Annotated in this window: 21 protein-coding genes and 8 tRNA genes; 18 read left to right on the top strand and 11 right to left on the bottom strand. The window is 64.4% G+C overall.

Annotated elements, in window-relative coordinates; genetic code table 11:
- The first annotated feature begins 20 nt into the window (after positions 1-20).
- From GVL12_RS15595 to thpD, 13 genes are all read left to right on the top strand, one after another.
- A tRNA-Glu gene (locus tag GVL12_RS15595) sits at positions 21-96 on the top strand.
- Positions 97-153: 57 nt separating this feature from the next.
- Positions 154-230 (top strand) — tRNA-Asp (locus tag GVL12_RS15590).
- Between the two features lie 37 nt (positions 231-267).
- Positions 268-343 (top strand) — tRNA-Ala (locus tag GVL12_RS15585).
- A gap of 30 nt (positions 344-373) precedes the next feature.
- Positions 374-449: transfer RNA gene (locus GVL12_RS15580), tRNA-Glu, on the top strand.
- Positions 450-506: 57 nt separating this feature from the next.
- A tRNA-Asp gene (locus GVL12_RS15575) sits at positions 507-583 on the top strand.
- A gap of 36 nt (positions 584-619) precedes the next feature.
- Positions 620-695 (top strand) — tRNA-Ala (locus tag GVL12_RS15570).
- A 30-nt stretch (positions 696-725) separates the two neighbouring features.
- A tRNA-Glu gene (locus tag GVL12_RS15565) sits at positions 726-801 on the top strand.
- Between the two features lie 49 nt (positions 802-850).
- Positions 851-927 (top strand) — tRNA-Asp (locus GVL12_RS15560).
- A 419-nt stretch (positions 928-1346) separates the two neighbouring features.
- Positions 1347-1541: a hypothetical protein gene (locus GVL12_RS15555; RefSeq protein WP_159915634.1), complete on the top strand. Its 195-nt coding sequence runs from the start codon at positions 1347-1349 to the stop codon at positions 1539-1541.
- A 634-nt stretch (positions 1542-2175) separates the two neighbouring features.
- Positions 2176-2715, top strand: coding sequence for a diaminobutyrate acetyltransferase (gene ectA, locus GVL12_RS15550; RefSeq protein WP_200843794.1), 540 nt, complete (start codon positions 2176-2178; stop codon positions 2713-2715).
- Positions 2716-2811: 96 nt separating this feature from the next.
- Positions 2812-4107, top strand: a complete 1296-nt coding sequence (gene ectB / locus GVL12_RS15545; protein WP_159915632.1) for a diaminobutyrate--2-oxoglutarate transaminase — start codon at positions 2812-2814, stop codon at positions 4105-4107.
- A gap of 46 nt (positions 4108-4153) precedes the next feature.
- Positions 4154-4543: an ectoine synthase gene (locus tag GVL12_RS15540; protein WP_159915630.1), complete on the top strand. Its 390-nt coding sequence runs from the start codon at positions 4154-4156 to the stop codon at positions 4541-4543.
- Positions 4544-4557: 14 nt separating this feature from the next.
- Positions 4558-5493, top strand: a complete 936-nt coding sequence (gene thpD, locus GVL12_RS15535; RefSeq protein WP_235033879.1) for an ectoine hydroxylase — start codon at positions 4558-4560, stop codon at positions 5491-5493.
- 61 nt (positions 5494-5554) lie between these two features.
- On the opposite strand, the gene GVL12_RS15530 is transcribed toward thpD, so the two are convergent.
- From GVL12_RS15530 to GVL12_RS15520, 3 genes are all read right to left on the bottom strand, one after another.
- On the bottom strand, positions 5555-6313 hold the full coding sequence (locus GVL12_RS15530) for a 3-hydroxyacyl-CoA dehydrogenase (RefSeq protein WP_159915628.1): 759 nt from the start codon (positions 6311-6313) through the stop codon (positions 5555-5557).
- Between the two features lie 147 nt (positions 6314-6460).
- Complete coding sequence (locus tag GVL12_RS15525) at positions 6461-7507, bottom strand: extracellular solute-binding protein (RefSeq protein WP_159915626.1); 1047 nt, start codon at positions 7505-7507, stop codon at positions 6461-6463.
- A 264-nt stretch (positions 7508-7771) separates the two neighbouring features.
- The gene (locus tag GVL12_RS15520; protein WP_159915624.1) at positions 7772-8317 is read right to left on the bottom strand and encodes a phasin family protein; all 546 of its coding nucleotides are present in this window, start codon (positions 8315-8317) and stop codon (positions 7772-7774) included.
- A gap of 254 nt (positions 8318-8571) precedes the next feature.
- On the opposite strand from GVL12_RS15520, the gene GVL12_RS15515 reads away from it, so the two are divergent.
- The 5 genes from GVL12_RS15515 (at position 8572) to GVL12_RS15495 (ending at position 14753) form a co-directional block, all read left to right on the top strand.
- Complete coding sequence (locus GVL12_RS15515; RefSeq protein WP_159915614.1) at positions 8572-9054, top strand: thioesterase family protein; 483 nt, start codon at positions 8572-8574, stop codon at positions 9052-9054.
- Positions 9055-9156: 102 nt separating this feature from the next.
- Positions 9157-10365, top strand: coding sequence for a nicotinate phosphoribosyltransferase (gene pncB, locus GVL12_RS15510; RefSeq protein WP_159915612.1), 1209 nt, complete (start codon positions 9157-9159; stop codon positions 10363-10365).
- Between the two features lie 15 nt (positions 10366-10380).
- A complete protein-coding gene (locus tag GVL12_RS15505; RefSeq protein WP_159915610.1) occupies positions 10381-11796 on the top strand; it encodes a sodium:proton antiporter in 1416 nt (471 codons plus the stop codon).
- 165 nt (positions 11797-11961) lie between these two features.
- Positions 11962-13557: a DNA recombination protein RmuC gene (rmuC, locus tag GVL12_RS15500; RefSeq protein ID WP_159915608.1), complete on the top strand. Its 1596-nt coding sequence runs from the start codon at positions 11962-11964 to the stop codon at positions 13555-13557.
- Positions 13554-14753, top strand: coding sequence for an MFS transporter (locus tag GVL12_RS15495; RefSeq protein ID WP_159915606.1), 1200 nt, complete (start codon positions 13554-13556; stop codon positions 14751-14753). Before rmuC ends, GVL12_RS15495 begins: the two co-directional genes overlap by 4 nt.
- A 161-nt stretch (positions 14754-14914) precedes the next feature.
- On the opposite strand, the gene GVL12_RS15490 is transcribed toward GVL12_RS15495, so the two are convergent.
- The 8 genes from GVL12_RS15490 to GVL12_RS15455 form a co-directional block, all read right to left on the bottom strand.
- Positions 14915-15790, bottom strand: coding sequence for an LOG family protein (locus tag GVL12_RS15490; RefSeq protein WP_159915604.1), 876 nt, complete (start codon positions 15788-15790; stop codon positions 14915-14917).
- Positions 15791-15910: 120 nt separating this feature from the next.
- On the bottom strand, positions 15911-16294 hold the full coding sequence (gene crcB, locus GVL12_RS15485) for a fluoride efflux transporter CrcB (RefSeq protein WP_159915602.1): 384 nt from the start codon (positions 16292-16294) through the stop codon (positions 15911-15913).
- 23 nt (positions 16295-16317) lie between these two features.
- Positions 16318-16704 (bottom strand): monovalent cation/H(+) antiporter subunit G, encoded by a 387-nt coding sequence (mnhG, locus tag GVL12_RS15480; protein WP_159915600.1) that lies wholly within the window; start codon positions 16702-16704, stop codon positions 16318-16320.
- The gene (locus GVL12_RS15475; RefSeq protein ID WP_159915598.1) at positions 16701-16979 is read right to left on the bottom strand and encodes a K+/H+ antiporter subunit F; all 279 of its coding nucleotides are present in this window, start codon (positions 16977-16979) and stop codon (positions 16701-16703) included. Before GVL12_RS15475 ends, mnhG begins: the two co-directional genes overlap by 4 nt.
- Positions 16976-17464, bottom strand: coding sequence for a Na+/H+ antiporter subunit E (locus GVL12_RS15470; protein WP_159915596.1), 489 nt, complete (start codon positions 17462-17464; stop codon positions 16976-16978). Before GVL12_RS15470 ends, GVL12_RS15475 begins: the two co-directional genes overlap by 4 nt.
- Positions 17461-19155 (bottom strand): monovalent cation/H+ antiporter subunit D, encoded by a 1695-nt coding sequence (locus tag GVL12_RS15465; protein WP_159915594.1) that lies wholly within the window; start codon positions 19153-19155, stop codon positions 17461-17463. The genes GVL12_RS15470 and GVL12_RS15465 overlap by 4 nt, the downstream gene beginning before the upstream one ends.
- Positions 19152-19517 (bottom strand): Na+/H+ antiporter subunit C, encoded by a 366-nt coding sequence (locus GVL12_RS15460; RefSeq protein ID WP_159915592.1) that lies wholly within the window; start codon positions 19515-19517, stop codon positions 19152-19154. Before GVL12_RS15460 ends, GVL12_RS15465 begins: the two co-directional genes overlap by 4 nt.
- Positions 19517-22450 (bottom strand): monovalent cation/H+ antiporter subunit A, encoded by a 2934-nt coding sequence (locus GVL12_RS15455; protein WP_159915590.1) that lies wholly within the window; start codon positions 22448-22450, stop codon positions 19517-19519. The genes GVL12_RS15460 and GVL12_RS15455 overlap by 1 nt, the downstream gene beginning before the upstream one ends.
- Between the last annotated feature and the right edge of the window lie 53 nt (positions 22451-22503).

Raw genomic sequence — 22503 nt, 5'->3', positions numbered from 1 at the left:
AACGGAAGTTCCAAGGTTTTGACCCTATCGTCTAGAGGCCTAGGACATCACCCTTTCACGGTGAGTACCGGGGTTCGAATCCCCGTAGGGTCGCCAAGTTTGAAGCACTTGGGTTTGGCAAAAATATTTGCCGAATTACAAAGCTTTCTGCCAGGAGTGGTAGTTCAGTTGGTTAGAATACCGGCCTGTCACGCCGGGGGTCGCGGGTTCGAGTCCCGTCCACTCCGCCACAGTTTACGGGTTCATGCCTTATAGCACGAATCCATTGGGGGTATAGCTCAGCTGGGAGAGCGCTTGCATGGCATGCAAGAGGTCATCGGTTCGATCCCGTTTACCTCCACCAAGAAATCAGAACGGAAGTTCCGTAGGTTACGACCCTATCGTCTAGAGGCCTAGGACATCACCCTTTCACGGTGAGTACCGGGGTTCGAATCCCCGTAGGGTCGCCAAGTTTGAAGCACTTGGGTATGGCAGATTTATTTGCCGCACCACAAAGCTTTCTGCCAGGAGTGGTAGTTCAGTTGGTTAGAATACCGGCCTGTCACGCCGGGGGTCGCGGGTTCGAGTCCCGTCCACTCCGCCACAGTTCATGGAAGTGTGCATTTGCATGGCTCCAATTGGGGGTATAGCTCAGCTGGGAGAGCGCTTGCATGGCATGCAAGAGGTCATCGGTTCGATCCCGTTTACCTCCACCAAAAAATTGAGAACGGAAGTTCCAAGGCTACGACCCTATCGTCTAGAGGCCTAGGACATCACCCTTTCACGGTGAGTACCGGGGTTCGAATCCCCGTAGGGTCGCCAAGTTGAGCGCTTGGCCTGTATCAAGTACAGGCAAAAAGCTTGTCTACCAGGAGTGGTAGTTCAGTTGGTTAGAATACCGGCCTGTCACGCCGGGGGTCGCGGGTTCGAGTCCCGTCCACTCCGCCATAGTTTGTGAATTGACGTTTGCGTTGATTTCGCTTATTACGAAAAAGGCACTGTGTTTTGCACAGTGCCTTTTTTCGTTGATCAATTGAAACGCCCGCTGCGCGGCCTGGGCCGGCCCTTGCGCGGGTGAACCGGATCCGTTCGGGCTGGGCTTCCCTCGGCGGGCCCGTTGAAGCCCTGGTATCCCACAGATTCAGTGCGAACGGTCTGAGCGAAGAGCCGGTTTGCAATTTCTCGAACGGCATCTGCACGCCGGGCGATTTGGCCGAGCGCGCAATCTCTTCCGGAATCAATGTGCCACCGCGGCCATGCGCCGCGCAGCGCCCGCCGAGTGCGGCCAACGCGACGACCGCAGACCATCGCGGTCAACGCCTGCGAAAGAGGCCTTACGGCCCGACCAAGGGCTTTGAAGCGGCCGGTTGGATGCGTGGTGTGCCCCGGGCGTCCTGATCACCCCGCTGAAAGCGGCAGGCGGCTGCCATTTTTCTTCGTTTGGCGCAAAACTGCGGGTGGCGCCGGGCGCACCGCAGGAGTTCTCGGCGCTGATCCAGCCGGAGATCACGCTGTGCAGGGGCAGCATCGAACACATGAAGTTCGAAAAAATCCGCCAGTAAAGAAGCGCGCCTGGCAACTACGGGTTCGAGTGCATCCACCATTTTGTTCTGCGCCATGAACCCGGGAGAACGGCTGCCGGGGAGAGCAGCCATGCGTGGTCACACGCAGCATTGCGTCGACTGTCTGCAGTAGTGCCCGGGCTGCGGTGGGCGTAGTGTCTGGACAGGTGGTGTTCGACCCGAGCGGGCCGACAGACAGGGGCCATGGACGACATGGTTCGTCGCAGTCCGCTCGGGCGTCATGGGCGCCCGCAGGTGCTGCTGCCGGACAGGTCGTTTTGTACTGATTTTTAAAGTGTATAGACTTGAATTTTGGATGGGCTGGAGGTAATTGCATCGATCGTGACTGCATCTTCTGTCAAAAAAGTGGGTTGCAATGATCTGGATATCGGGCTAGTCTAAAAAAGGACAAGGCATTGAGACCTTGTTCTGTCGGTTTGCTGTGACGGCTTTCACGCCTTTTTGCAGCGAAGCCGATGATCGTTCAACGGCCTGTGGGTCGCTTGAGTTCTTTTGTAGGCCTGTGCATGCACAGGCCGGCCAGCCGCGGTGCCCGCCCTTGTGGCGTTGACGTGGTGTGGCATGTTCAAGTGCGATGTGCGCACGGGAGCGTGTCACCAAGACAACCCAGTGCATGACCAATATGCCCGTCGAGAACACGACAGCACCTGCTATTTCCATTCACTTTCGCGCAGCCCAGCCCCATGACGGCGCCGACCTGTGGCGCTTGGCACAGGCCACGCGCACCCTGGAAGTCAACTCGGCGTACTTCTACCTGGTATTTGCCACCGACTTCGCAGGCACCTGTCTGGTGGCCGAGCATGCCGGGCGGGTGGTCGGCATGGTGCTCGGCTACCAACCTCCCCAGGATCCTCGCTCGGCTTTCGTCTGGCAGGTCGGCCTGTTGCCCAAGTACCAGGGGCGGGGCCTGGGTCTGCAGTTGCTCGAACACTGGCGTGCGTTGCCGGCGCTTTGCCACTGCGCTTTCGTGACCGCCACCGTGGCGGACGACAACATCGCATCGCAGGCGCTTTTCCGGCGGCTTGCGCGCACGCATGGCGTGGCTTGCGAAGTGCGCCCCCATTTCACGGCCGAAATGTTTCCCGATGGACATTCACCGGAACCTTTGTTCCGGGTTGGCCCTTTTCAGCGCGGCGACTCGTCGCCCGCTTGATTCAAAGGCGCCGGTCGGCGCTCTTTTCCGTGCGTGTTGTCGAGCGGCCCCAGGCCGCGGCGCGCAGCCCCATCCAATAATCAGGAGGACAACAAGATGAATACGTTTGAACGACTCGAATCCGAAGTGCGAGGCTATTGCCGCAGCTTTCCGGCCGTCTTCAGCAGCGCCAAGGGCGCGTGGATGACCGATACGTCGGGAGAGCGGTATCTGGACTTCTTTGCGGGCGCAGGCGTTCTCAACTACGGACATAACCCTGACGGCATCAAGCAGGCCCTGTTGAATTACCTGATGCGCGACGGCATCACCCACACGCTGGACATGTACAGCGAGGCCAAGCAGCACTTCATCGAACGCTTCCAGCAAGTGATTCTCGAGCCCCGTGGGCTCAGCTACAAGTTCCAGTTTCCCGGCCCCACGGGCACGAACGCGGTCGAAGCGGCACTCAAGCTGGCGCGCAAGGTCACGGGCCGCGAGCAAGCGGTGGGTTTCACCAATGCTTTCCACGGCATGACGCTCGGTGCGCTGGCAGTGACCGGCAACAGTTTCAAGCGCGCTGGTGCGGGTGTGCCGCTGGGCCACAGCGCTTCCGTGCCTTTCGACGGCTACCTGGGCCAGGATGTCGACACCCTGGACTACTTCGAAGCCATGCTGCACGACGGCGGCAGTGGCATGGACAAGCCGGCTGCGGTGATCGTCGAAACGGTGCAGGCCGAAGGCGGTGTCAACGTGGCCAGCAATGACTGGCTGCGGCGCCTGCGCCAGATAACGACCGAGCATGGAATCGTGCTGATCGTCGATGACATTCAGGTCGGCTGTGGCCGCACCGGCGCGTTCTTCAGCTTCGAGGAAGCGGGCATCGTGCCGGACATCATCACGCTGTCGAAGTCCTTGTCGGGGTATGGACTGCCGCTGGCGCTGGTGCTGATCAAACCGGAGCTTGACCAGTGGGCACCGGGCGAGCACAACGGCACTTTCCGCGGCCACTGCCCGGCGTTCGTCACCGGGGCCGCCGCGCTGAAGTTCTGGGAAGACGGGCAACTGCAACAGACCGTGGCCCGCAGCGGGCGCCTGGTGCAGCAGCACCTGGAGAAGATGATTGCCAAACGCGTGCCCTGCGCCAGGCTGCGCGGGCGCGGCCTGATCTGGGGCGTCGAGTTCAGTGACAGCACCCTGGCCACCCGCGTCTCCAAGGCCTGCTTCGCGCGCGGACTGATCATCGAGACCGCTGGCATCGACGACCAGGTGCTCAAGATCCTTCCCAGCCTGACCATCACCGAAGAGGAGCTGCGCCAGGGCCTCGAAGTGATCGATGCAAGCCTGTGCGCGGTGTTGAGCGGCGTGGACGAACTGCCCAGCGAAGAAGCTTGCGCGCTGGCCGAGGCCGCCTGAGCGCATCCCGCCCCTCGCATTTTCTGAAAAAAAAGGAGATTTTTGAATGATCGTGAAACACCTCGATGATGTTCTCGGCACCGCAGCCGATGTGGACGCCGAAGGCTGGACCAGCCGCCGCCTGATCTACAAGGACGCGGGCATGGGCTATTCGGTCAATGACACCATCATCAAGCAAGGCGCTGAACTGGTGATGGAGTACAAGAACCATCTGGAAACGGTGTATTGCATCGAAGGCGCGGGCGAGATCACCGACCTGGCCACCGGCGTGACGCATCCCATCCGCACGGGCACGCTGTACGCGCTCAACCAGCACGACCGCCATGTGCTGCGCGCCAACCAGGGAACGCACATGCGCATGGTGTGCGTGTTCAATCCGCCGTTGACGGGCCGTGAAGTGCACGATGCGACCGGCGCATACGCGCTGACGCAATGATGGCGGGGGAGGGCATGACTGGCATGGGCGCGACGGCCCAACCCGTTCTTTCGTCGCCGCGCGCGGACGATCGCTACCCTTCGCGCTTCGGTGCGAGGGGCCTGATCAAGGACAGGCACGACCCGGTGGTGTGGGGCACGCCCGAACAAGGCCCCTTGTGCGACAGCCAGCTGCTTTTCTATGCGGGCAACGGCTATCTGCACTTCGACGCCTTGCTCGCGCCCGCCGAAGTGCAATCCTGTCTGGAGGCACTTTCACAGTTGCGCGCCGACGAGGCGCTCAAGCAGGCCGATGAAGCGGTGATCGAGCCTGGCAGCCGTGAGCTGCGTTCGCTGTTTGCGGTGCACCAGAGCAACGCGGCGCTGAAGGCGCTGTGCCAGCACCCCAAGCTGGTGGCGATTGCGCAGCAGCTGTTGGGCAGCGAAGTCTATATCCACCAGTCGCGCATCAACTACAAGGGTGGATTTCGCGGCAAGGAGTTCTATTGGCATTCGGATTTCGAAACCTGGCACGTCGAGGACGGTGTGCCAGCCATGCGCCTGTTGAGCTGCTCCATCGCGCTGACTGCCAACACGCCCTACAACGGACCGCTGATGCTGCTGCCTGGATCGCACCAGCGCTATGTGCCGTGCGCAGGTGTCACGCCCCAGGACCATTACCGGGCCTCGCTCAAACAGCAGGAGCTGGGCGTGCCCGACGATGACGCGTTGGCGCGGCTGGTGCAGGACTTCGGCATCACGGCGCCCACGGGGCTGGCAGGCTCGGTCACGTTCTTCGATTGCAACGTGATGCACGGCTCCAGCTCCAACATCACGCCACTGCCGCGCAGCAATGTGTTTGTGGTCTACAACAGTCTGCACAACACACCGGTTGCGCCTTTCTGCGGACTGCCCCCACGCCCCAATTTCATCGCAGAGCGGCGCGATTTCACGCCTGTCGCGCTGCGCTGAGCCTGGCGGCCAGACGCGCGGTGCCCGCCCGCCGCATGGCTGGCGGGCACTGCCTTGTCCGTCAGCGCGGCGCGAGGCGGATTGCGCCGTCGAGGCGAATGACTTCGCCGTTGAGCATGTCGTTCTCGAAAATATGGCGTGCCAGCTTGGCATAGTCCTCGGGCGTGCCCAGGCGGCTGGGGAAGGGCACGCCGGCGGCCAGCGCGTCCTGCACTTCCTGGGGCATGCCAAACAGCATGGGCGTGCCGAAGATGCCGGGGGCAATGGTCATGTTGCGAATGCCGTTGCGCGCCAGATCGCGGGCGATCGGCAGCGTCATGCCGACGATGCCGCCCTTGGACGCCGCATACGCGGCCTGGCCGATTTGGCCGTCATAGGCGGCGACGCTGGCCGTGGAAATCATCACGCCGCGCTCGCCCGTGGCTTCGGGCTCGTTCTTGCTCATGGCTTCGGCGGCCAGGCGGATCATGTTGAAGCTGCCGATCAGGTTGACGCTGATGGTCTTGCTGAACACCGACAGCGCATGTGCGCCGTTCTTGCCCACGGTCTTTTCGGCGGGCGCGATGCCCGCGCAGTTGACCAGGCCCATGAGCTTGCCCAGCTGGGTGGCCTGATCGACGACGGCCTGGGCATCGGCTTCGTTGCTCACATCGCAGTGCACAAAGGCGCCGCCGATGTCCTGGGCCACCGCACGGCCCTTGTCGTCCTGCATGTCGGCGATCACCACCGTGGCGCCCTGGGCCGCGAGCATGCGCGCCGTGCCTTCGCCCAGGCCCGATGCGCCGCCCGTCACAATGAATACCTTGCCTGCGATGTCCATGGTTTGTCTCCTTGATTGACGTTGACGTAAACGTCCATTATGGCGAGAAACCCTGGGTACGGACTGTCGCTGGCGCTACCCAGGTGCGGATTGCAGGCAAAAAAAGCCCGGCCAGGAGGCCGGGCGTTTGTGGCGAGCGCTCAGCGATCAGTTGAAGCCAGCACGGTCAAGCATCTGCTGGACCTTGGTCATGTTGGCACCGACAGCGCTGATGGGAATGGTTTCGCTCTTGAACGGCTTGTCATTGGTCATGGCCTTGAGCGCCGGGTTGTCGATCTGCACGCCCTTGGCCGCGGGCCACTCGTTGTTGCCGCTGGCGAAGTAGTTCTGCGCCGCAGGGCTGGCGAGGTACTCGAGGAACTTGACCGCGTTGGCCTGGTTCTTGGTGTGGCGGGCGATGGCGCCGCCGGCGATGTTCATGTGCGTGCCCCAGGATTGCTGGTTGGGGAACACCACGCCGACCTTGTTGGCCACGGCCTGGTCTTCGGGCTTGCTCGAGCGGATCATGCGCGCCAGGTAGTAACTGTTGGTCACGGCGATATCGCATTCGCCCGAAGCCACGGCCTTGATCTGGTCGGTGTCGCCGCCCTTGGGGGCGCGCGCCAGATTGCCGGCCACGCCCTTGAGCCAGGTTTCCGCCTGCTGCTCGCCCATGTGCTCGGTGACCGCACCGAACAGGCTCAGGTTGTAGGGGTGCGAGCCCGAGCGGATGCACAGCTTGCCCTTGAACTTGGGGTCGGCGAGCGACTCGTAGTTCTGCACGTCCTGGGGGTTGACCTTGACCTTGTTGTAGACGATCACGCGCGCCCGGGTGGACAGCCCAAACCAGGAAATGCCGCCATCCGCCTCAGGCTTGCTGCGCAAGTTGGCAGGAATGGCGTCTTCGAGCACTTTCGAGCGGATCGGCAGGAACAGGCCGTCGACTTCGCCGCGGTACAGGCGCGCTGCATCCACGAGCAGAATCACGTCGGCGGGCGAGGCCGTGCCTTCGGCCTTGAGGCGGGCCAGAATGCCGGCGTCATCCGCATCGACGCGGTTGACCTTGATGCCCGTGGCCTTGGTGAAGCCGTCGTACAGCGCTTCGTCCGTGCTGTAGTGGCGCGCGGAGTACAGGTTGACGACGCCATCGGCATAGGCCGCGCCGGCAGCTGCCACAGCGCAGGCGGCGATCAAGGTGTGAAGAATCTTGGTCATGGCAAATCAGTGTGAAATGGGATCTGCCGATAATACGCCAAACGCGAATTGTTCTTAATATTGCCCTTGCATAATCGCATGCCACCGCCTGCAGGCGGGCAAAAAAAAGCCCGGTCGAGACCGGGCTTGAAAGGATCCAGGAAACGGGGGTTTCGAGAGGATCCAAGGAGACAACTGGTGATTTTGGCTTTCACCAAAACAATGAAGTCATTATGCGGGTATTCCCTGGATTAGGGAATACCTCAGGCAAAAAACTTTGGCCTATCAGCCTTGTTGCGTGCTGCTCTTGACTGCATCGGCCACATTCTTCGAGGCGGTCTGCAGGTTGGCTTGCGCCAGGTCGGACGCTTGCTTCACGGCTTTTTGCACCGATTCGGCGGCGTTGTTGGCGGCGGAGAACGAGTTCTTCAGCACGGCCACTGCGGCTTCCGTGCCCGGAGGCGCATTCTTGGTGGCGCTGTCGATCAGGTCGGTCAGGTTCTTCTGGGCTTCGGCGGCGCGCGCTTCGACGGTCTGGGCAATTGCCGAACCCGTGCCGTTGGCGATGTCGTACAGGCTGCGGCTGTAGGCGGCAGTCTTTTCGGCCAGGGGCTGGAACCACTGGGCTTGCAGTGCCAGCAGTTGCTGCGCATCCTTGACGCTCAGCAGTTGCTGGCTGTGGTTGGCGGCATCCGACAGCGCGGCACGCGAGGCCGACACGTTGAGTTCCACCAGCTTTTCCACGCCGTCAAAGGCTTTCTGGGTCAGGCCGAACAGGGTTTCCAGGTGGGTCTTTTGGGCGTTCAGGATGGTTTCGGGGGTCAGCGTCATATGATTTCTCCTTGAGTAGCGTTATGGAATGAACCAGGCTTGCGAGATATCTGCGCTGAGGGCCCCAAGGCCATGTTGCAGTGCAGCATAAGTTGAATTCTAAGCCTTTCGTGCAGCGATGCAAGTCTTTTGTTGCAATGCAACAAATTTCCCCTGGATGCTGGTCCGACATCGCGCTGACATCTGTGTGGCGCTGGGGAATACGGGTTCGCAGGGAGCGACAGCCATACGCGGGGTCGGCACAATCGCGCCCTATGTCTGAAGCCGCTTCTTCCCCTGCCGTCCCTTCCACCGGCGCTGCCCCGCGTGCCGCGCCGCAGCCGCGATCGTCCTATCGTGCCTTTCGCAGCATTTCCACCCGCTGGTCCGACAACGACGTCTATGGCCATGTGAACAACGTCGTCTATTACAGCTGGTTCGACACCTCCGTGAATGCCCACCTGATGGAGCAGGGCGCGCTCGATATCGAGCACGGGGAGACCATAGGCCTGGTGATAGAGACCCAGTGCAATTACTTTGCGCCGCTGGCGTTTCCGCAGACCGTCGAGGCCGGCATCCGCGTGGCGCGCGTGGGCAGCTCCAGCGTGCGCTACGAAGTGGGGCTGTTCGCGCAGGGCGAGGCGATGACGGCCGCGGCCGGGCACTTCATTCATGTCTACGTGGACCGTGCCACGCGCCGGCCTTGTGCCTTGCCCGCGCGGCTGCGTGAAGTGCTGCAGGCCCTGGCCGTGGCCTGACACCGTCTGCAGCGGCACACGCTGGCCGGCAATGGCAAGGGGATCGCCTACACTGTAGGACGCCAGCCACTGCCGGCTCGGGCCCCGTCCCCTGTCTTGCCCATGATCATCACCAGTTTGCTCGACACCGACCTGTACAAGTTCACCATGATGCAGGTGGTGTTGCACCAGTTTCCGAGTGCGCAGGTCGAATACCGCTTCAAGTGCCGCAATCCGGGCGTGCAACTGGCGCCCTATGTGAACGAGATCCGCGAGGAAATCCGCTGCCTTTGCGATCTGCAGTTCCGCGACGCGGAGCTCGCCTATCTCAGCGGCCTGCGCTTCATCAAGAGCGACTTCGTCGATTTCCTGGGCCTGTTTCGCCTCAATGAGAAATACATTGAAGTGACCGGCCTGCCCAATGGCGAGATCGACATCACGATACGCGGGCCCTGGCTGCACACCATCCTGTTCGAGATTCCGGTGCTGGCCATCGTCAACGAGGTGTATTTCCGCAATACGCAGAAAGTGCCCGACTTCCCCGAAGGCCGCCGGCGCCTCGAGGAGAAGGTATTGCAGTTGCAGGCGCCGGGGCTCGAGCCGCTGAAGATCGCCGATTACGGCACGCGCCGGCGCTTCAGCCGCGCCTGGCACGAGGAAGTGCTGCGCGTGCTGTGCGCGCGCCTGGGCACGGGCGAGCGCAGCGCGGGCTCGAGCCGCCTCGAAGGCCAGTTCGCCGGCACCAGCAATGTGCTCTATGCGATGAAGCTGGGCGTGACGCCGCTGGGCACCATGGCCCATGAATACCTGCAGGCCTGCCAGGCGCTGGGCCCGCGGCTGCGCGACAGCCAGGTCTTCGGCTTTGAATCCTGGGCGCGCGAATACCGCGGCGATCTGGGCATTGCGCTGTCGGACGTCTACGGCATGAGCGCCTTTCTGCGCGACTTCGACCTGTATTTCTGCAAGCTGTTCGATGGCGCGCGCCACGACAGCGGCGATCCGTTCAGCTGGGGTGAGCGCCTGCTCGAGCATTACCGCATCAACCGTGTCGACCCGCTGACCAAGACGCTGATCTTCAGCGACGCGCTGACCATTCCGCGCACCATCGCGCTGTTCGAGCGCTTTCGCGGGCGCTGTCTGCTGGCCTTCGGCATAGGCACCAATCTGACCAACGACCTGGGCTACGAGCCCTTGCAGGTGGTGATCAAGATGAAGCGCTGCGCAGGCCAGCCCGTGGCCAAGCTGTCGGACTCGCCGGGCAAGAGCATGTGCGATGACGAGAAGTACCTGGCCTACCTGCGCCAGGTGTTTGAAATCGCTCCGTCAAACTGAACCAGGACTTTTTCCATGAAACTCGTGCGTGCTGCAGCCCTGGCTGCATTGGCGGCCCTGCCGGGCTGGGCGTTGGCGGCGGACATCGACGGCAGCGCGCTGTCTGTATGGTGGGGCGTGCCGTTTGCCGGGCTGCTGCTGTCGATCGCGCTGATGCCGCTGTTCGCGCCGTTTTTCTGGCACCACCACTTCGGCAAGCTCACGGCGGGCTGGGCGCTGGCGTTTGTGCTGCCGTTCGGGGCGCTGTTCGGTGTGGGCGCCGTGGGCGTGAGCCTGGTGCATGCGCTGCTGGCCGAATACCTGCCGTTCGTGATCTTGCTGCTGGCGCTGTTCACGGTTGCGGGCGGCATCTACATCCGCGGCAACCTGCGCGGCACGCCGGCGCTCAATGCGGGCATCCTGGCCACGGGCGCGGTGCTCGCGAGCTTCATGGGCACGACCGGCGCGTCGATGCTGCTGATCCGGCCGCTGATCCGCGCCAATGAAGGGCGCAAGCACACGGCGCACATCGTGGTGTTCTTCATCTTCATCGTCTCCAACGCGGGTGGCTCGCTCACGCCGCTGGGTGATCCACCGCTGTTCCTGGGCTTTCTCAAGGGCGTGGATTTCTTCTGGACGCTGCAGCAGATCTTGCCGCAGACGCTGTTCCTCGTGGGCACGCTGCTGGTGCTGTTCTTCGCGCTCGACAGCTGGTTCATGCGCAGCCCCGGCGAATGCACGCTGCCCGTGACGGCAGCCGCCGACAGCACCGAGCGTTTCGGCTTCGACGGCAAGGCGAATTTCGCGCTGCTGGGCGTGGTCGTCGCGCTGGTGCTGCTCAGCGGTTTCTGGAAATCGGACGTGGCGTTCGACATCGCCGGCACGGCCGTGGGCCTGCCGGGCCTGGTGCGCGATCTGGGGCTGCTGGCCGTGGTCTGGGTGTCGTTGCGCATCACGCCCGTGGATGTGCATCGGCGCAACCAGTTCGGCTGGGCGCCGATGGCCGAAGTCGCCAAGCTGTTCGCCGGCATTTTCCTGACCATCATTCCCGTGATCGCCATGCTCAAGGCCGGCGTCGACGGGCCGTTCGGCGCCATCGTGCGCGCGGTCACGCGCGCCGACGGCTCGCCCGACCCGGCGATGTACTTCTGGGCCACGGGCGCGCTGTCGTCGTTCCTCGACAATGCGCCGACCTATCTGGTGTTCTTCAACACCGCGGGCGGCGACCCGCAGCAGCTCATGACCACGCTGGCGCCTACGCTGGCGGCGGTTTCCGCCGGGGCGGTGTTCATGGGCGCGAACACTTACATCGGCAATGCACCCAACCTGATGGTCAAGGCGATTGCCGAGGACCGCGGCGTGAAGATGCCCAGCTTCTTTGGCTACATGCTGTGGTCGGGCGGCATCCTGCTGCCGCTGTTCGTGCTCATGACATGGATCTGGTTTCTGTGACGGCACTGGATGCAGTGACGCCACAGAGCGCAGATAATCTGCGGGCATCGTGCGCAAGCACGCACGGGCACGCACTATGGCGTGGCGGGCGGCCGGGCTGACCGGGTGCCCGTCCTTGGCGTTCCGGAGCGCTGCGCGGCGCCCCTCTTTTTTTGAAGCATCACTTTGTCCCTCGAATCCCTTGTCGTGCTCGCAGCCCTGGCGCTGGTGGTGGTTTTGCAAATCCTGGCCTTGCTGCGCCGCCAGGACAACGGCGCGCAAGATCTCGCGGATCTGCAAAGCCAGCTACAGGCGCTGGAGCGCAGCATGCAGGCCACGCAGCTGGCGATTGCGAGAAACGATGGCGCGCTCGAAAGCATGGGGCAGCAACTGCGTGCGCAACTGGCCCAGGCCCGCGTCGATGCCGATGCGACGCGCGCCACGCTGGGCGAGGCGCTTGCGGGCTTTCGCAGCGAACTGACGGCGACCACGGCCGCGCTCACGGGTGAAAGCACGCGCTCACGCCAGGCCATGGCCGACAGCGCAAGCCTGTTCGAGCAGCGCATACAGCAGCGCTTCGAGGCCCTGGCTGAAGCCACGCGCGGCACGCTCGACTCGCTCAAGGGCGATGTGCAAAGCCAGCTCACGGCCATGTCGACGGCGCTCAGGGACCAGCTCGAGGGCAATGGCCACCAGATCCGCCACCAGTTCGGTGTGCTGCAGGACGCCGTGACGCAGCAGCTCTCGGGCCTGGTGCAGGGCAGCCAGAGCAGCGCCGAGCAGCTGCGCAGCGCGCTCAACGAGCGGCTCGCGGCCATCCAGGCCGACAACTCGGCCAAGCTCGAGGAAATGCGCCGCACCGTGGACGAAAAACTGCATGCAACGCTGGAGCAGCGCCTGGGCGAATCCTTCAAGCTGGTCAGCGACCGGCTCGAGCAGGTGCACAAGGGCCTGGGCGAGATGCAGACGCTGGCCGGCAGCGTGGGCGACCTCAAGCGCGTGATGACCAATGTGAAGTCGCGCGGCACCTGGGGCGAAATGCAGCTGGGCGCGATCATCGAGAACGTGCTCACGCCCGCGCAGTACGCGCGCAACGTCAAGACCGTGCCGGGCAGCGACGAACTCGTGGAGTTCGCGATCCGGCTGCCGGGCCAGGCCGACGACCAGCCGGTCTGGCTGCCCATCGACGCCAAGTACCCGGTCGAGCATTACCAGCGGCTCATGGACGCGCAGGACGCGGCCGACAAGGCGCTGATGCAAAGCGCGGGCCTGGCCTTCGAGACCTCGATGAAGTTCGAGGCGAAGAAGATCTACGCCAAGTACGTGTCGCCGCCGCACACCACCGATTTCGCCATCCTGTACCTGCCTACCGAAGGCCTGTTCGCCGAAGTCATGCGCCGTCCCGGCCTGGTCGAAGCAATCCAGAACGACTGCCGCGTGATGATCACCGGGCCGGCCAATCTCGCGGCCATGCTCAACAGCCTGCAGATGGGCTTCAAGACGCTGGCCATCGAGCAGCGCTCTTCGGAAGTCTGGGGGCTGCTGGGCGCGGTCAAGACCGAGTTCGCGAAGTTCGGCGAAGTGGTCGCCGCGACCAAGAAATCGATCGATGCCGCGGCGCGCAAGTTCGATGAAGTGGGCGTGCGCACGCGCGCCATCCAGCGCAAGCTGCGCGACGTGCAGGACCTGCCCGTGCCCCAGGCCCCGACCATCGCGGTGCTGGGCCTGTCCGACACGGACGATATCGAGACCGACGCCGAGCTGCCGGGCAGCTCGCAATGAACGCTGCGCTGTTCAAGGTCATCGGGTCGCAGGTCCTGGTGCACGCCACCATGGCCGGCGTGCGGCTGGCCGCGCCGCTGCTCGCGCTCAAGCAGGGCTATAGCGCACCCGCAGTCGGCGTGCTGCTGGCGCTGTTCGCGCTGACCCAGGTGTTTCTCGCGCTGCCCGCGGGCCGGTTTGCCGACCGCCACGGCCTGCGCCGGCCGTTCTTCATCGGCATGCTGATGGCCAGCGCCGGCTGCGCGGCGGCCATGCTGTTTCCAAGCTTTCCCGTGCTGTGCTTCGCGGCGCTGTGCACCGGCGGCGGTTCGGGCATTGTGGTGATCGCCGTGCAGCGCCATGTGGGCCGCGCCACGCACGAGCCCGCGCAGCTCAAGAGGGTCTTCAGCTGGCTGGCCATAGGGCCGGCGTTCGCCAACTTCGTCGGGCCGTTCTTCACGGGCCTGATGATCGACCATGCGACATTCGGGGACAGCCCGATCTCGGGGTATCGCGTGGCCTTCGGCCTGCTCGCCCTGAGCCCGATCTGTGCCTGGTTCTGGATCCGCAAGACCGCGGAAACGCCGCGCATGCCCGCGCCCGCGCAGCCCAGCGGCCAGCGCGCCTGGGACCTGCTCAACGACCCGGCATTCCGTACCGTGCTGGTCGTCAACTGGGTGCAGTCCGCGAGTTGGGATGTGCACACTTTCGTGCTGCCGCTGCTGGGCCACGAACGCGGCATGAGCGCCTCGGTCATCGGCACGCTGCTGGGCCTGTTCGCCGTGGCGGCCGCTGCCGTGCGCCTGCTGATGCCGCTGATTGCCGACCGCCTGCGCGAAGGCGCGGTGATCGCGTCGGCGATGGCGGCCACGGCCTGCATCTTCGTGATCTACCCGTTCATGCAAAGTCCGCTGACCATGGGCGTGTGCTCGGTGCTGCTGGGCTTTTCGCTGGGCTCGGTCCAGCCCATGGTGATGAGCATGCTGCACCAGATCACGCCCCAGCATCGCCAGGGCGAGGCGCTGGGGCTGCGGCTGATGGTGATCAATGCCTCGAGCGTGGCCATGCCCATGCTGTTTGGTGCGGCCGGTGGCGTGATCGGCATCTCGGCGCTGTTCTGGACCGTGGGCGCGGGCGTATGCTGCGGCGTGCGCGCGGCCTGGCGCATGGGTACGCCGTCCCTCGTGGACGACACGCCGCCACAATTGCCGCGCTAGTGTTTCGCGCGCAGCCATGAAACTGGCGTGCCCCAGCGCGGGGACAGCGAGCAAGGGCCGCCCCGCAGCGAGGCTGTCGCCCCTAGCCAGGCGCCCCCCTCCACCGAAGGGTGAGAGGGGGAAGCCGGGGCCCGCCCAGGGCGAAGCGGCTCAGGGGGGGGTTACGTTTTCTCGCCGATCTCGTAGTGCTTCTTGATCAGCGCCCAGGCTTCGGCCGGGTCGTCCGTGTAGTGGAACAGGGCCAGGTCCTTTCTGGAGATCGTGCCCTCCTCGATCAGCAGTTCGAAGTTGATCAGCTTCTTCCAGAACTCGCTGCCGAACAGGATCACGGGCACGCCCCGGCTCTTGCTGGTCTGCACCAGCGTGAGCACCTCGAACAGCTCGTCGAGCGTGCCAAAGCCGCCGGGGAAGGCGACCAGCGCCTTGGCGCGCATCATGAAATGCATCTTGCGCAGCGCAAAGTAGTGGAACTTGAAGCTCAGGTCGGGCGTGATGAAGCGGTTGCCGTTCTGCTCGTGGGGCAGGGCGATGTTCATGCCGATGTTGGGCACGCCGACGTCGTGGGCGCCGCGGTTCGCGGCTTCCATGATGCCCGGGCCGCCGCCGGTGCAGATGTACAGGCGTTCCTGCGGCAGCTGCTTGAGGCTGTCGGTGGCGACAATGCGCGCGAACTGTCGCGCCTGGTCGTAGCGCTGGGCGTTGCGCACGGCCTGGCGGGCCTGGGCAATGCGCTCGGCGTCGCCGCTGGCCTGCGCCTCCTCGAGCTGGCTTGCGGCCTGTTCGGGATCGACGAAGCGAGCGCTGCCGTAGACCACAATCGTGTGTTCTATGCCGCGCTCTTGCTGCGCGACGTCGGGCTTGAGCAGTTCGAGCTGCATGCGGATGCCGCGGGTTTCGCGCCGGAACATGAATTCCGGGTCGGCAAAGGCCAGCCGATGGGAGTTGGCTTGCAGGACCGCACCGTTGTGCGCCTGGTCATGCAGCTGGGCCCAGGCATCGGCGAGGTCGGTTTCAGACAGGGGATTGGAAATTTGCATGTAGCCTCGAGCGAAGTAAAAGCGCGGGTGGCGTCGGACACCACGATGAAGTCCGCAGCGTGCATGCTGCTGGATCCACTATACGCTCACAAACTCATAGCTTTGGGCTGGCTGCAGCAATCAGGCAGCGCGCGGCCACAGTGCCTGGGCGCTGGCCAGGCCGGCCACCGTCATTGCCAGCGAACCGAGCATGTGCAGGCTGGTCCAGCCCAGTGCCGCGCCATAGCGCTGGTGCTGCAGCATGGCGACGACTTCGGCCGAGAAACTCGAGAAAGTGGTCAGCGCGCCAAGGAAGCCGGTCACCAGGGCCAGCCGCCAGGCCGGATCGAGGTGCGGCAGTGCATCGAAGGCGGCGATGCACACGCCTATCAGGTAGCCGCCGATGAGGTTGGCGGCCAGCGTGCCCCAGGGCAGGCCATGCGGCACACTGAGCCACAGGCCCAGACGCCAGCGGGCCAGTGCGCCTAGGCAGGCGCCGATGCAGATCGCAAGAACAGGCAGCATGGCCGCAAATCTGCCGGGCAGAATCAATAACGGTTTTCGACGTTGTCGGCCGGGTCGCTGGAGACCACGCGGCTCACGGCCGGCGGCACGTTCTGGGCGGTGCGGCGCGCGCGAAACAGCGCAGCGCGCATCAGGAAAATCGTCGTGATCGGCACGGTCACCGAAATGAACACGGCGATCAGCAGTGCGTGCAGCGCCAGGCGCTGCTCCATCACCGAGAAGAACAGCACCGTCGCGTGCATGATGCACCAGCAGGCCAGCGTGGCGATGATGGACGGCGAGTGCACGCGCTCGAAATAGCTCTTGAGCCGCACCAGCCCGAGCGCGCCGAGCAGCGCGATCATGGCGCCGGCGACCACCAGCACGCCGACGATGGCCTGGGCCCACAGCGGAATCATCACTTCGTTCATTCGATGACTTCCCCACGCAGCAGGAACTTGGCCATGGCCGTCGAGCTGATGCAGCCGAACAGCGCGATCAGCAATGCGGCCTCGAAGTAATCGGTGCTGCTGTACATGATGCCCAGCACCAGCATGGCGAGCATGCCTATGGTGTACATGCAGTCGAGCGCGAGCACGCGATCCTGGGCCGCGGGCCCCTTGAGCAGGCGGTACAGCGCACAGAGCATGGCCGTGACCAGCAAAAACAGCGCCAGGGAAAGCGCCCAGACGAAATACGGGCTCATTCAAAAATCTCCATCAGGGGGCGCTCGTAGCGGGTCTTGATGTGGTCGATGATTTCCTGGGCATCACCGACTTCGAGCGCATGCAGCAGCAATACCGAGCGATCGCGCGACAGCTCGGCCCAGGACGTTCCGGGCGTGATGCAGACGATCATCGCCAGCACGGCCAGCGCGTTCGGGTCGCGCAGCTCGAGCGGAATGTGCACGAAATCCGCGCTGTGCTTGCGAAACGACGGAAACAGCAAAAAGCGCACCACCGTGAGATTGGACACCGAAGTGTCATAGACCACGGTGAAGGCCAGCCGCAGAATGGTCAGCGGATGGCGGATGCGCACCGGCAGGGGCCGCAGGCCGCGCAGCAGCACGGGAATCAGCAGCCCGAGAATGGCGCCCAGCAGGATATGGCCTGCACCGAGCGACTGGTTGAGCAGCAGCCAGAGCAGGAACAGTGCCACGGACAGCAGTGGCGCGGGCAGCAGGCGTTTCATGGCTGCTCCTTGGGCAGAATGGGCGCGGGATTGGGCACGGGCGGCTGCGTGAGCACGCCGTGGATATAGGTGCCCGGCGAATGCAGCGCATCGGCCGCGTTTTGCATGTAGCGCATCACCGGGCCGGCCTGCACCGTCATGGCAACGCAGCACAGCAGCAGCGCGGCGATCGGCAGGCCTTCGGCCACGCGCAGTTGCGGCGTGTTGCGGTCGTGGCTGGCCCAGAAATGGCGCATGCCTACGCGGATCAGTGCGATCGAGCCCACAAGGCCGGTGGCTATCAGCAGCGTCAGCAGGGTCCAGCCCCAGACGTCCGGCTGGTAGCCTGCGGAGGAGCCTACGCCCAGCGGGTTCAGCAAGGCATTGAGCATCGCGATCTTGCCGACGAAGCCCGACAGCGGCGGCAGGCCGGTGATGACCAGCGTACAGACCATGAATGCCAGGCCCAGGAAAGCCGCGGCCGCGGGAATGACCCGGCCGATCAGCACTTCCTCGTCCTCGTCGAGGTTCAGGCCGGTGGTCGGCACCAGTTCGGCGTTGAGGAACGGCGCTTCGTCATCCTCATAGGGCGCGGTGCGCGCGCCCGCATTGCGCCAGCGGTCGATCAGGTCGGCGAGCAGGAACAGTGCAGCCACGGCCAGCGTCGAGCTGGGCAGGTAGTAGAGCACTCCGGCCGTCAGCAGGTTCTGGCCAAAGCCCGCTGCCGCGAGCAGGGTACCCGAGGACAGAATGGCGGCATAGCCGGCCAGATTCGTCAGCCGCTGCGAGCCCAGCATGCCGATGGCGCCGAAGACCATGGTCAGCATGCCGCCGCACATCAGCCAGACGCTGCCAAACAGCGCGGAATCACCGGCCTGGCTGCTGAACATCAAAGTCCACAGACGCAGCACCGTGTAGACGCCGAGCTTGGTCATCAGCGCAAACAGTGCGCCCACGGGGGCGGTGGCCGCGCTGTATGCCGGCACCAGCCAGAAGTTCAGCGGCCACATCGCGGCCTTGATCAGGAACGCCATCGCCAGAATCGACGCAGCTGCGTGCAGCAGCCCGCGATCGGCGGCATCGACATGCGGAATGGCGCTGGCCAGGTCGGCCATGTTGAGCGTGCCGGTGATGCCGTAAAGCATGGACACGCCGATCAGCAGCAGCGACGACGCGGCGAGGTTGATCGCGATGTAGTGCAGGCCCGACTGGATGCGCGCGCGGCCCGAGCCGTGCAGCAGCAAGCCATAGGAGGCTGCGAGCGTGATCTCGAAAAACACGAACAGGTTGAACAGGTCGGCCGTGAGGAACGCGCCTGCGAGACCCATCAGCTGGAACTGGAACAGCGGGTGGAAGTGCACGCCGGCGCGGTGCCAGCGCACGGCGGCGAAGACGATGGAGGCCAGCGCGACGATGCTGGTCACCAGCAGCATCATCGCCGACAGCCGGTCGAGCGCCAGCGAAATGCCGAACGGCGCGGGCCAGTTGCCCGGCAGGTACACGCCCATGGTCACCGGCGCGCCGGCCTGGTCGGTCCAGCCGAGCAGGGCGATGGCGATCAGCAGTCCGACCAGGGTCGACAGGATATTGAGGCCGAGCTTGAGGCGCTGCTGTTCTTCGCGCATCAGCAGCATTACCGCTGCGGTCAGCATGGGCAGCGCAATGGGGGCCAGCATCAGGTGCGGCATGAGCAGGCTGGCGATGTCCGTCATGGCATCTCCTGCACGTCACGCGAATGCGCACCATCCACATGGTCGTTGCCCGCGGTGCCGCGCAATGCGAGCAGCACCACCAGGAACAGCGCGGTCGAGGCAAAGCCGATCACGATGGCCGTGAGCACCAGGGCCTGGGGCAGGGGATCGGCGTAGTTCACCAGATCCGGGGGGATGCCGGGCTTGAGCACCGGCTCCTTGTCGATGGCCAGCCCCTGGCGGCCCATGCTGAAGATGAACAGGTTGACGGCATAGGCCATCAGCGACAGCCCCATGATGATCTGGTAGGTCCGCGGGCGCAGCAGCAGCCAGACGCCCGAACCGGTGAGAACGCCGATGGCAATGGCAAGTACGATTTCCATCAGTGCGCCCCCTCGTTTTCGTCGAGATGCTCGTCATCAAGCAGGCGCGCGTGGTAGCGGTGGCCGCGTACGGATTGGTGGGCAATGGCTGTCAGTATCAACATCGTGGAACCTACGACCAGCGCGAACACGCCCAGGTCGAAGAAGGTGGCGCTGGCCAGGTGGATTTCTCCCACCAGTGGCAATGTGAAGTGGAAGCTATGGCTGGTCAGGAAGGGGTAGCCGACGGCGATCGAGCCAAAGCCGGTGAACAGTGCGAGCAGCAGGCCGGCCGCAATCCAGCGGCGCGGGAACAGCGCGAAGTGGGCTTCGACCCACTGGGTGCCGGAAATGATGTACTGCAGCAGCAGCGCGACCGAGAACACCAGGCCGGCGATGAAGCCGCCGCCGGGTTCGTTGTGGCCGCGCATGAACAGATAGATGGAGACCAGCGTGGCAAACGGCAGCAGCAGTCGCACCAGCACCGCGGGCACCATCAGGTAGCCCACCGCGGTATCGCTTGCATGGCGGGGATTGAGCAGGTCGGTTTGCAGGTCGCCCGGCACAAAGCGCTGCTGTTCGGGCAGATCCATGGTTTCGCGCGCCGGGCGGAAGCGCCGCAGCAGCGCATACACGGTCAAGGCGACGATGCCCAGCACCACGATTTCGCCGAATGTATCGAAGCCGCGGAAGTCGACGAGCATCACGTTCACCACGTTGGTGCCGCCGCCAGCGGTCAGCGCATTCTCGAGGAAGAACGTCGAGGTGCTGTCGTGGAATGGCCGGCTCATCATCGCAAACGCCAGCCAGGCCATGCCGCCACCCGCGGCCACGGCCAGGCCGAGGTCGCGCAGCCGGCGCGCGCGTGCCCGGCCCTGTGTCGACAGCGCGGGAATGCGCATGTTCTTGTCGCGCTTGGGCAGCCAGCGCAGGCCCAGCATGATCAGCACCGTGGTCACGACCTCCACCACCAGCTGCGTCAGTGCCAGATCGGGCGCCGAGAACCAGAGGAAGGTGATGCACACGCACAGGCCGCTGACGCCGAGCATGATCAGCGCGGCCATCCGGTGGTACTTGGCTTTCCAGGCCGCGGCCAGCGCGCAGGTGCAGCCCAGCACCCACAGCAGCACGAATGCGGGCGACAGCGGCAGCGTGCCGCGGTTGCCCAGCTGCAGGTCACGCGACCACAGCGGCAGGATGCCCGCCGCCAGCGCCAGGCACACCAGCCACAGCATCTGCCACTGCAGGCGCATGGTGCTGAGCAGGCGGCGGCCGCTGCGCGCGCCGGCTTGCAGCCGTGCCAGCAGGACTTCGAAGAAGCGGCGGCCATCGAAGTGGCGCGCGATCGGCGCGGCTTCGGCATGGCCGGCATTGCGCAGCCAGCGCAGCAGGCAATGGATGGCAATGCCGCCGAGCAGCGCCAGGATACTCATGATGAGCGGCGCGTTCACGCCATGCCAGACGGCCAGGCTGAACGCGGGCAGCGTGCCGCCGACGACCGGCGTGGCCGCGGCGCGCAGGAAGTCGCCCATCGCCCAGGCCGGGAAAATGCCGACCACGAGGCAGGCCAGCACCAGCAATTCGACGGGCACGCGCATCCAGTGCGGCGGCTCGTGCGGCGTCAGCGGCAGGTCGGTGGCCGGCGGGCCGAAAAACACATCGGCCGTGAAGCGCAGCGAATAGGCCACGCTGAACATGCCGGCGAGCGTCGCCGCGACCGGCAGCCAGGAGCGCACCCAGGGCGCGGCATCGAGGTAGACGGTCTCGGCAAAGAACATTTCCTTGGAGAGAAAGCCATTGAGCAGCGGCACGCCGGCCATGGCCGCGCTCGCCACCATGGCCAGCGTGGCGGTCACGGGCATCATGCTGCGCAGTCCCGACAGACGCCGGATATCGCGCGTGCCGCTTTCGTGGTCGACAATGCCCACGGCCATGAACAGCGAGGCCTTGAAGGTCGCATGGTTCATGATGTGGAACACCGCAGCCACCGCAGCCAGCGGGCTGTTGAGGCCCAGCAGCAGGGTGATCAGGCCCAGGTGCGAAATCGTCGAATACGCGAGCAGCGCCTTGAGGTCGTTCTGGAACATCGCCAGATAACCGCCGAGCAGCAGCGTGCACAGGCCGGCGCCGCCGACCAGCCAGAACCAGGCTTCGGTGTCGCCGAGCACGGGCCACATGCGCGCCAGCAGGAATACGCCGGCCTTGACCATGGTCGCCGAGTGCAGATAGGCCGAGACGGGCGTGGGCGCCGCCATCGCGTGGGGCAGCCAGAAGTGGAACGGGAACTGCGCGCTCTTGCTCAGCGCGCCGAGCAGGATCAGCACCAGTGCCGTGAGGTAGAGGTGGTGGTCGCGGATCTGCTGGCCCGCGGCGAGGATATGGTCGAGGTCATAGCTGCCCACGATGTGGCCCAGCACCAGCATGCCGGCGAGCATGCACAGCCCGCCCGTGCCCGTGACCGTCATCGCCATGCGCGCACCCTGGCGCGCGTCCTTGCGGTGGTGCCAGTAGCCGATCAGCAGGAACGAGAACAGGCTGGTCAGTTCCCAGAAAAAAGCCAGCTGGATGACATTGCCCGAGAGCACCACGCCCATCATCGCGCCCATGAACGCGAGGAAGAACGAGAAGAAGCGCGGCACGGGATCGGCGGGCGACATGTAGTAGCGCGCATAGAGCACCACCAGCGAGCCTATGCCCAGCACCAGCATGCAGAACATCCAGGCGAAACCGTCCATGCGCACGATGAGGTTCATTCCCAGCGCGGGAATCCACTCTATTTCCTGGCGCAGCACGCCGCCATCGGCGACCTCCGGAAACAGCATCGCCACCTGGATGGCGCAGCCCAGCGCAATCAAGCCGGCCAGCGTGGACTCGGTATTGCGGGCATTGGTCGGCAATACGGCAGCCAGAAGGCTGCCGAGGAAAGGCAGAATAATGAGGAAGATCAAGGGCATGTGCGGTGCATTTTACGGGCAAGCTGCGCGATTTCGCTATGAAAATCTGAGCA

Source organism: Pantoea sp. 18069, from assembly GCF_902706035.1.
In the GTDB taxonomy this organism is placed as follows: Bacteria; Pseudomonadota; Gammaproteobacteria; order Burkholderiales; family Burkholderiaceae_C; genus Comamonas.
This window is presented reverse-complemented; position numbering and strand designations above follow the sequence as displayed.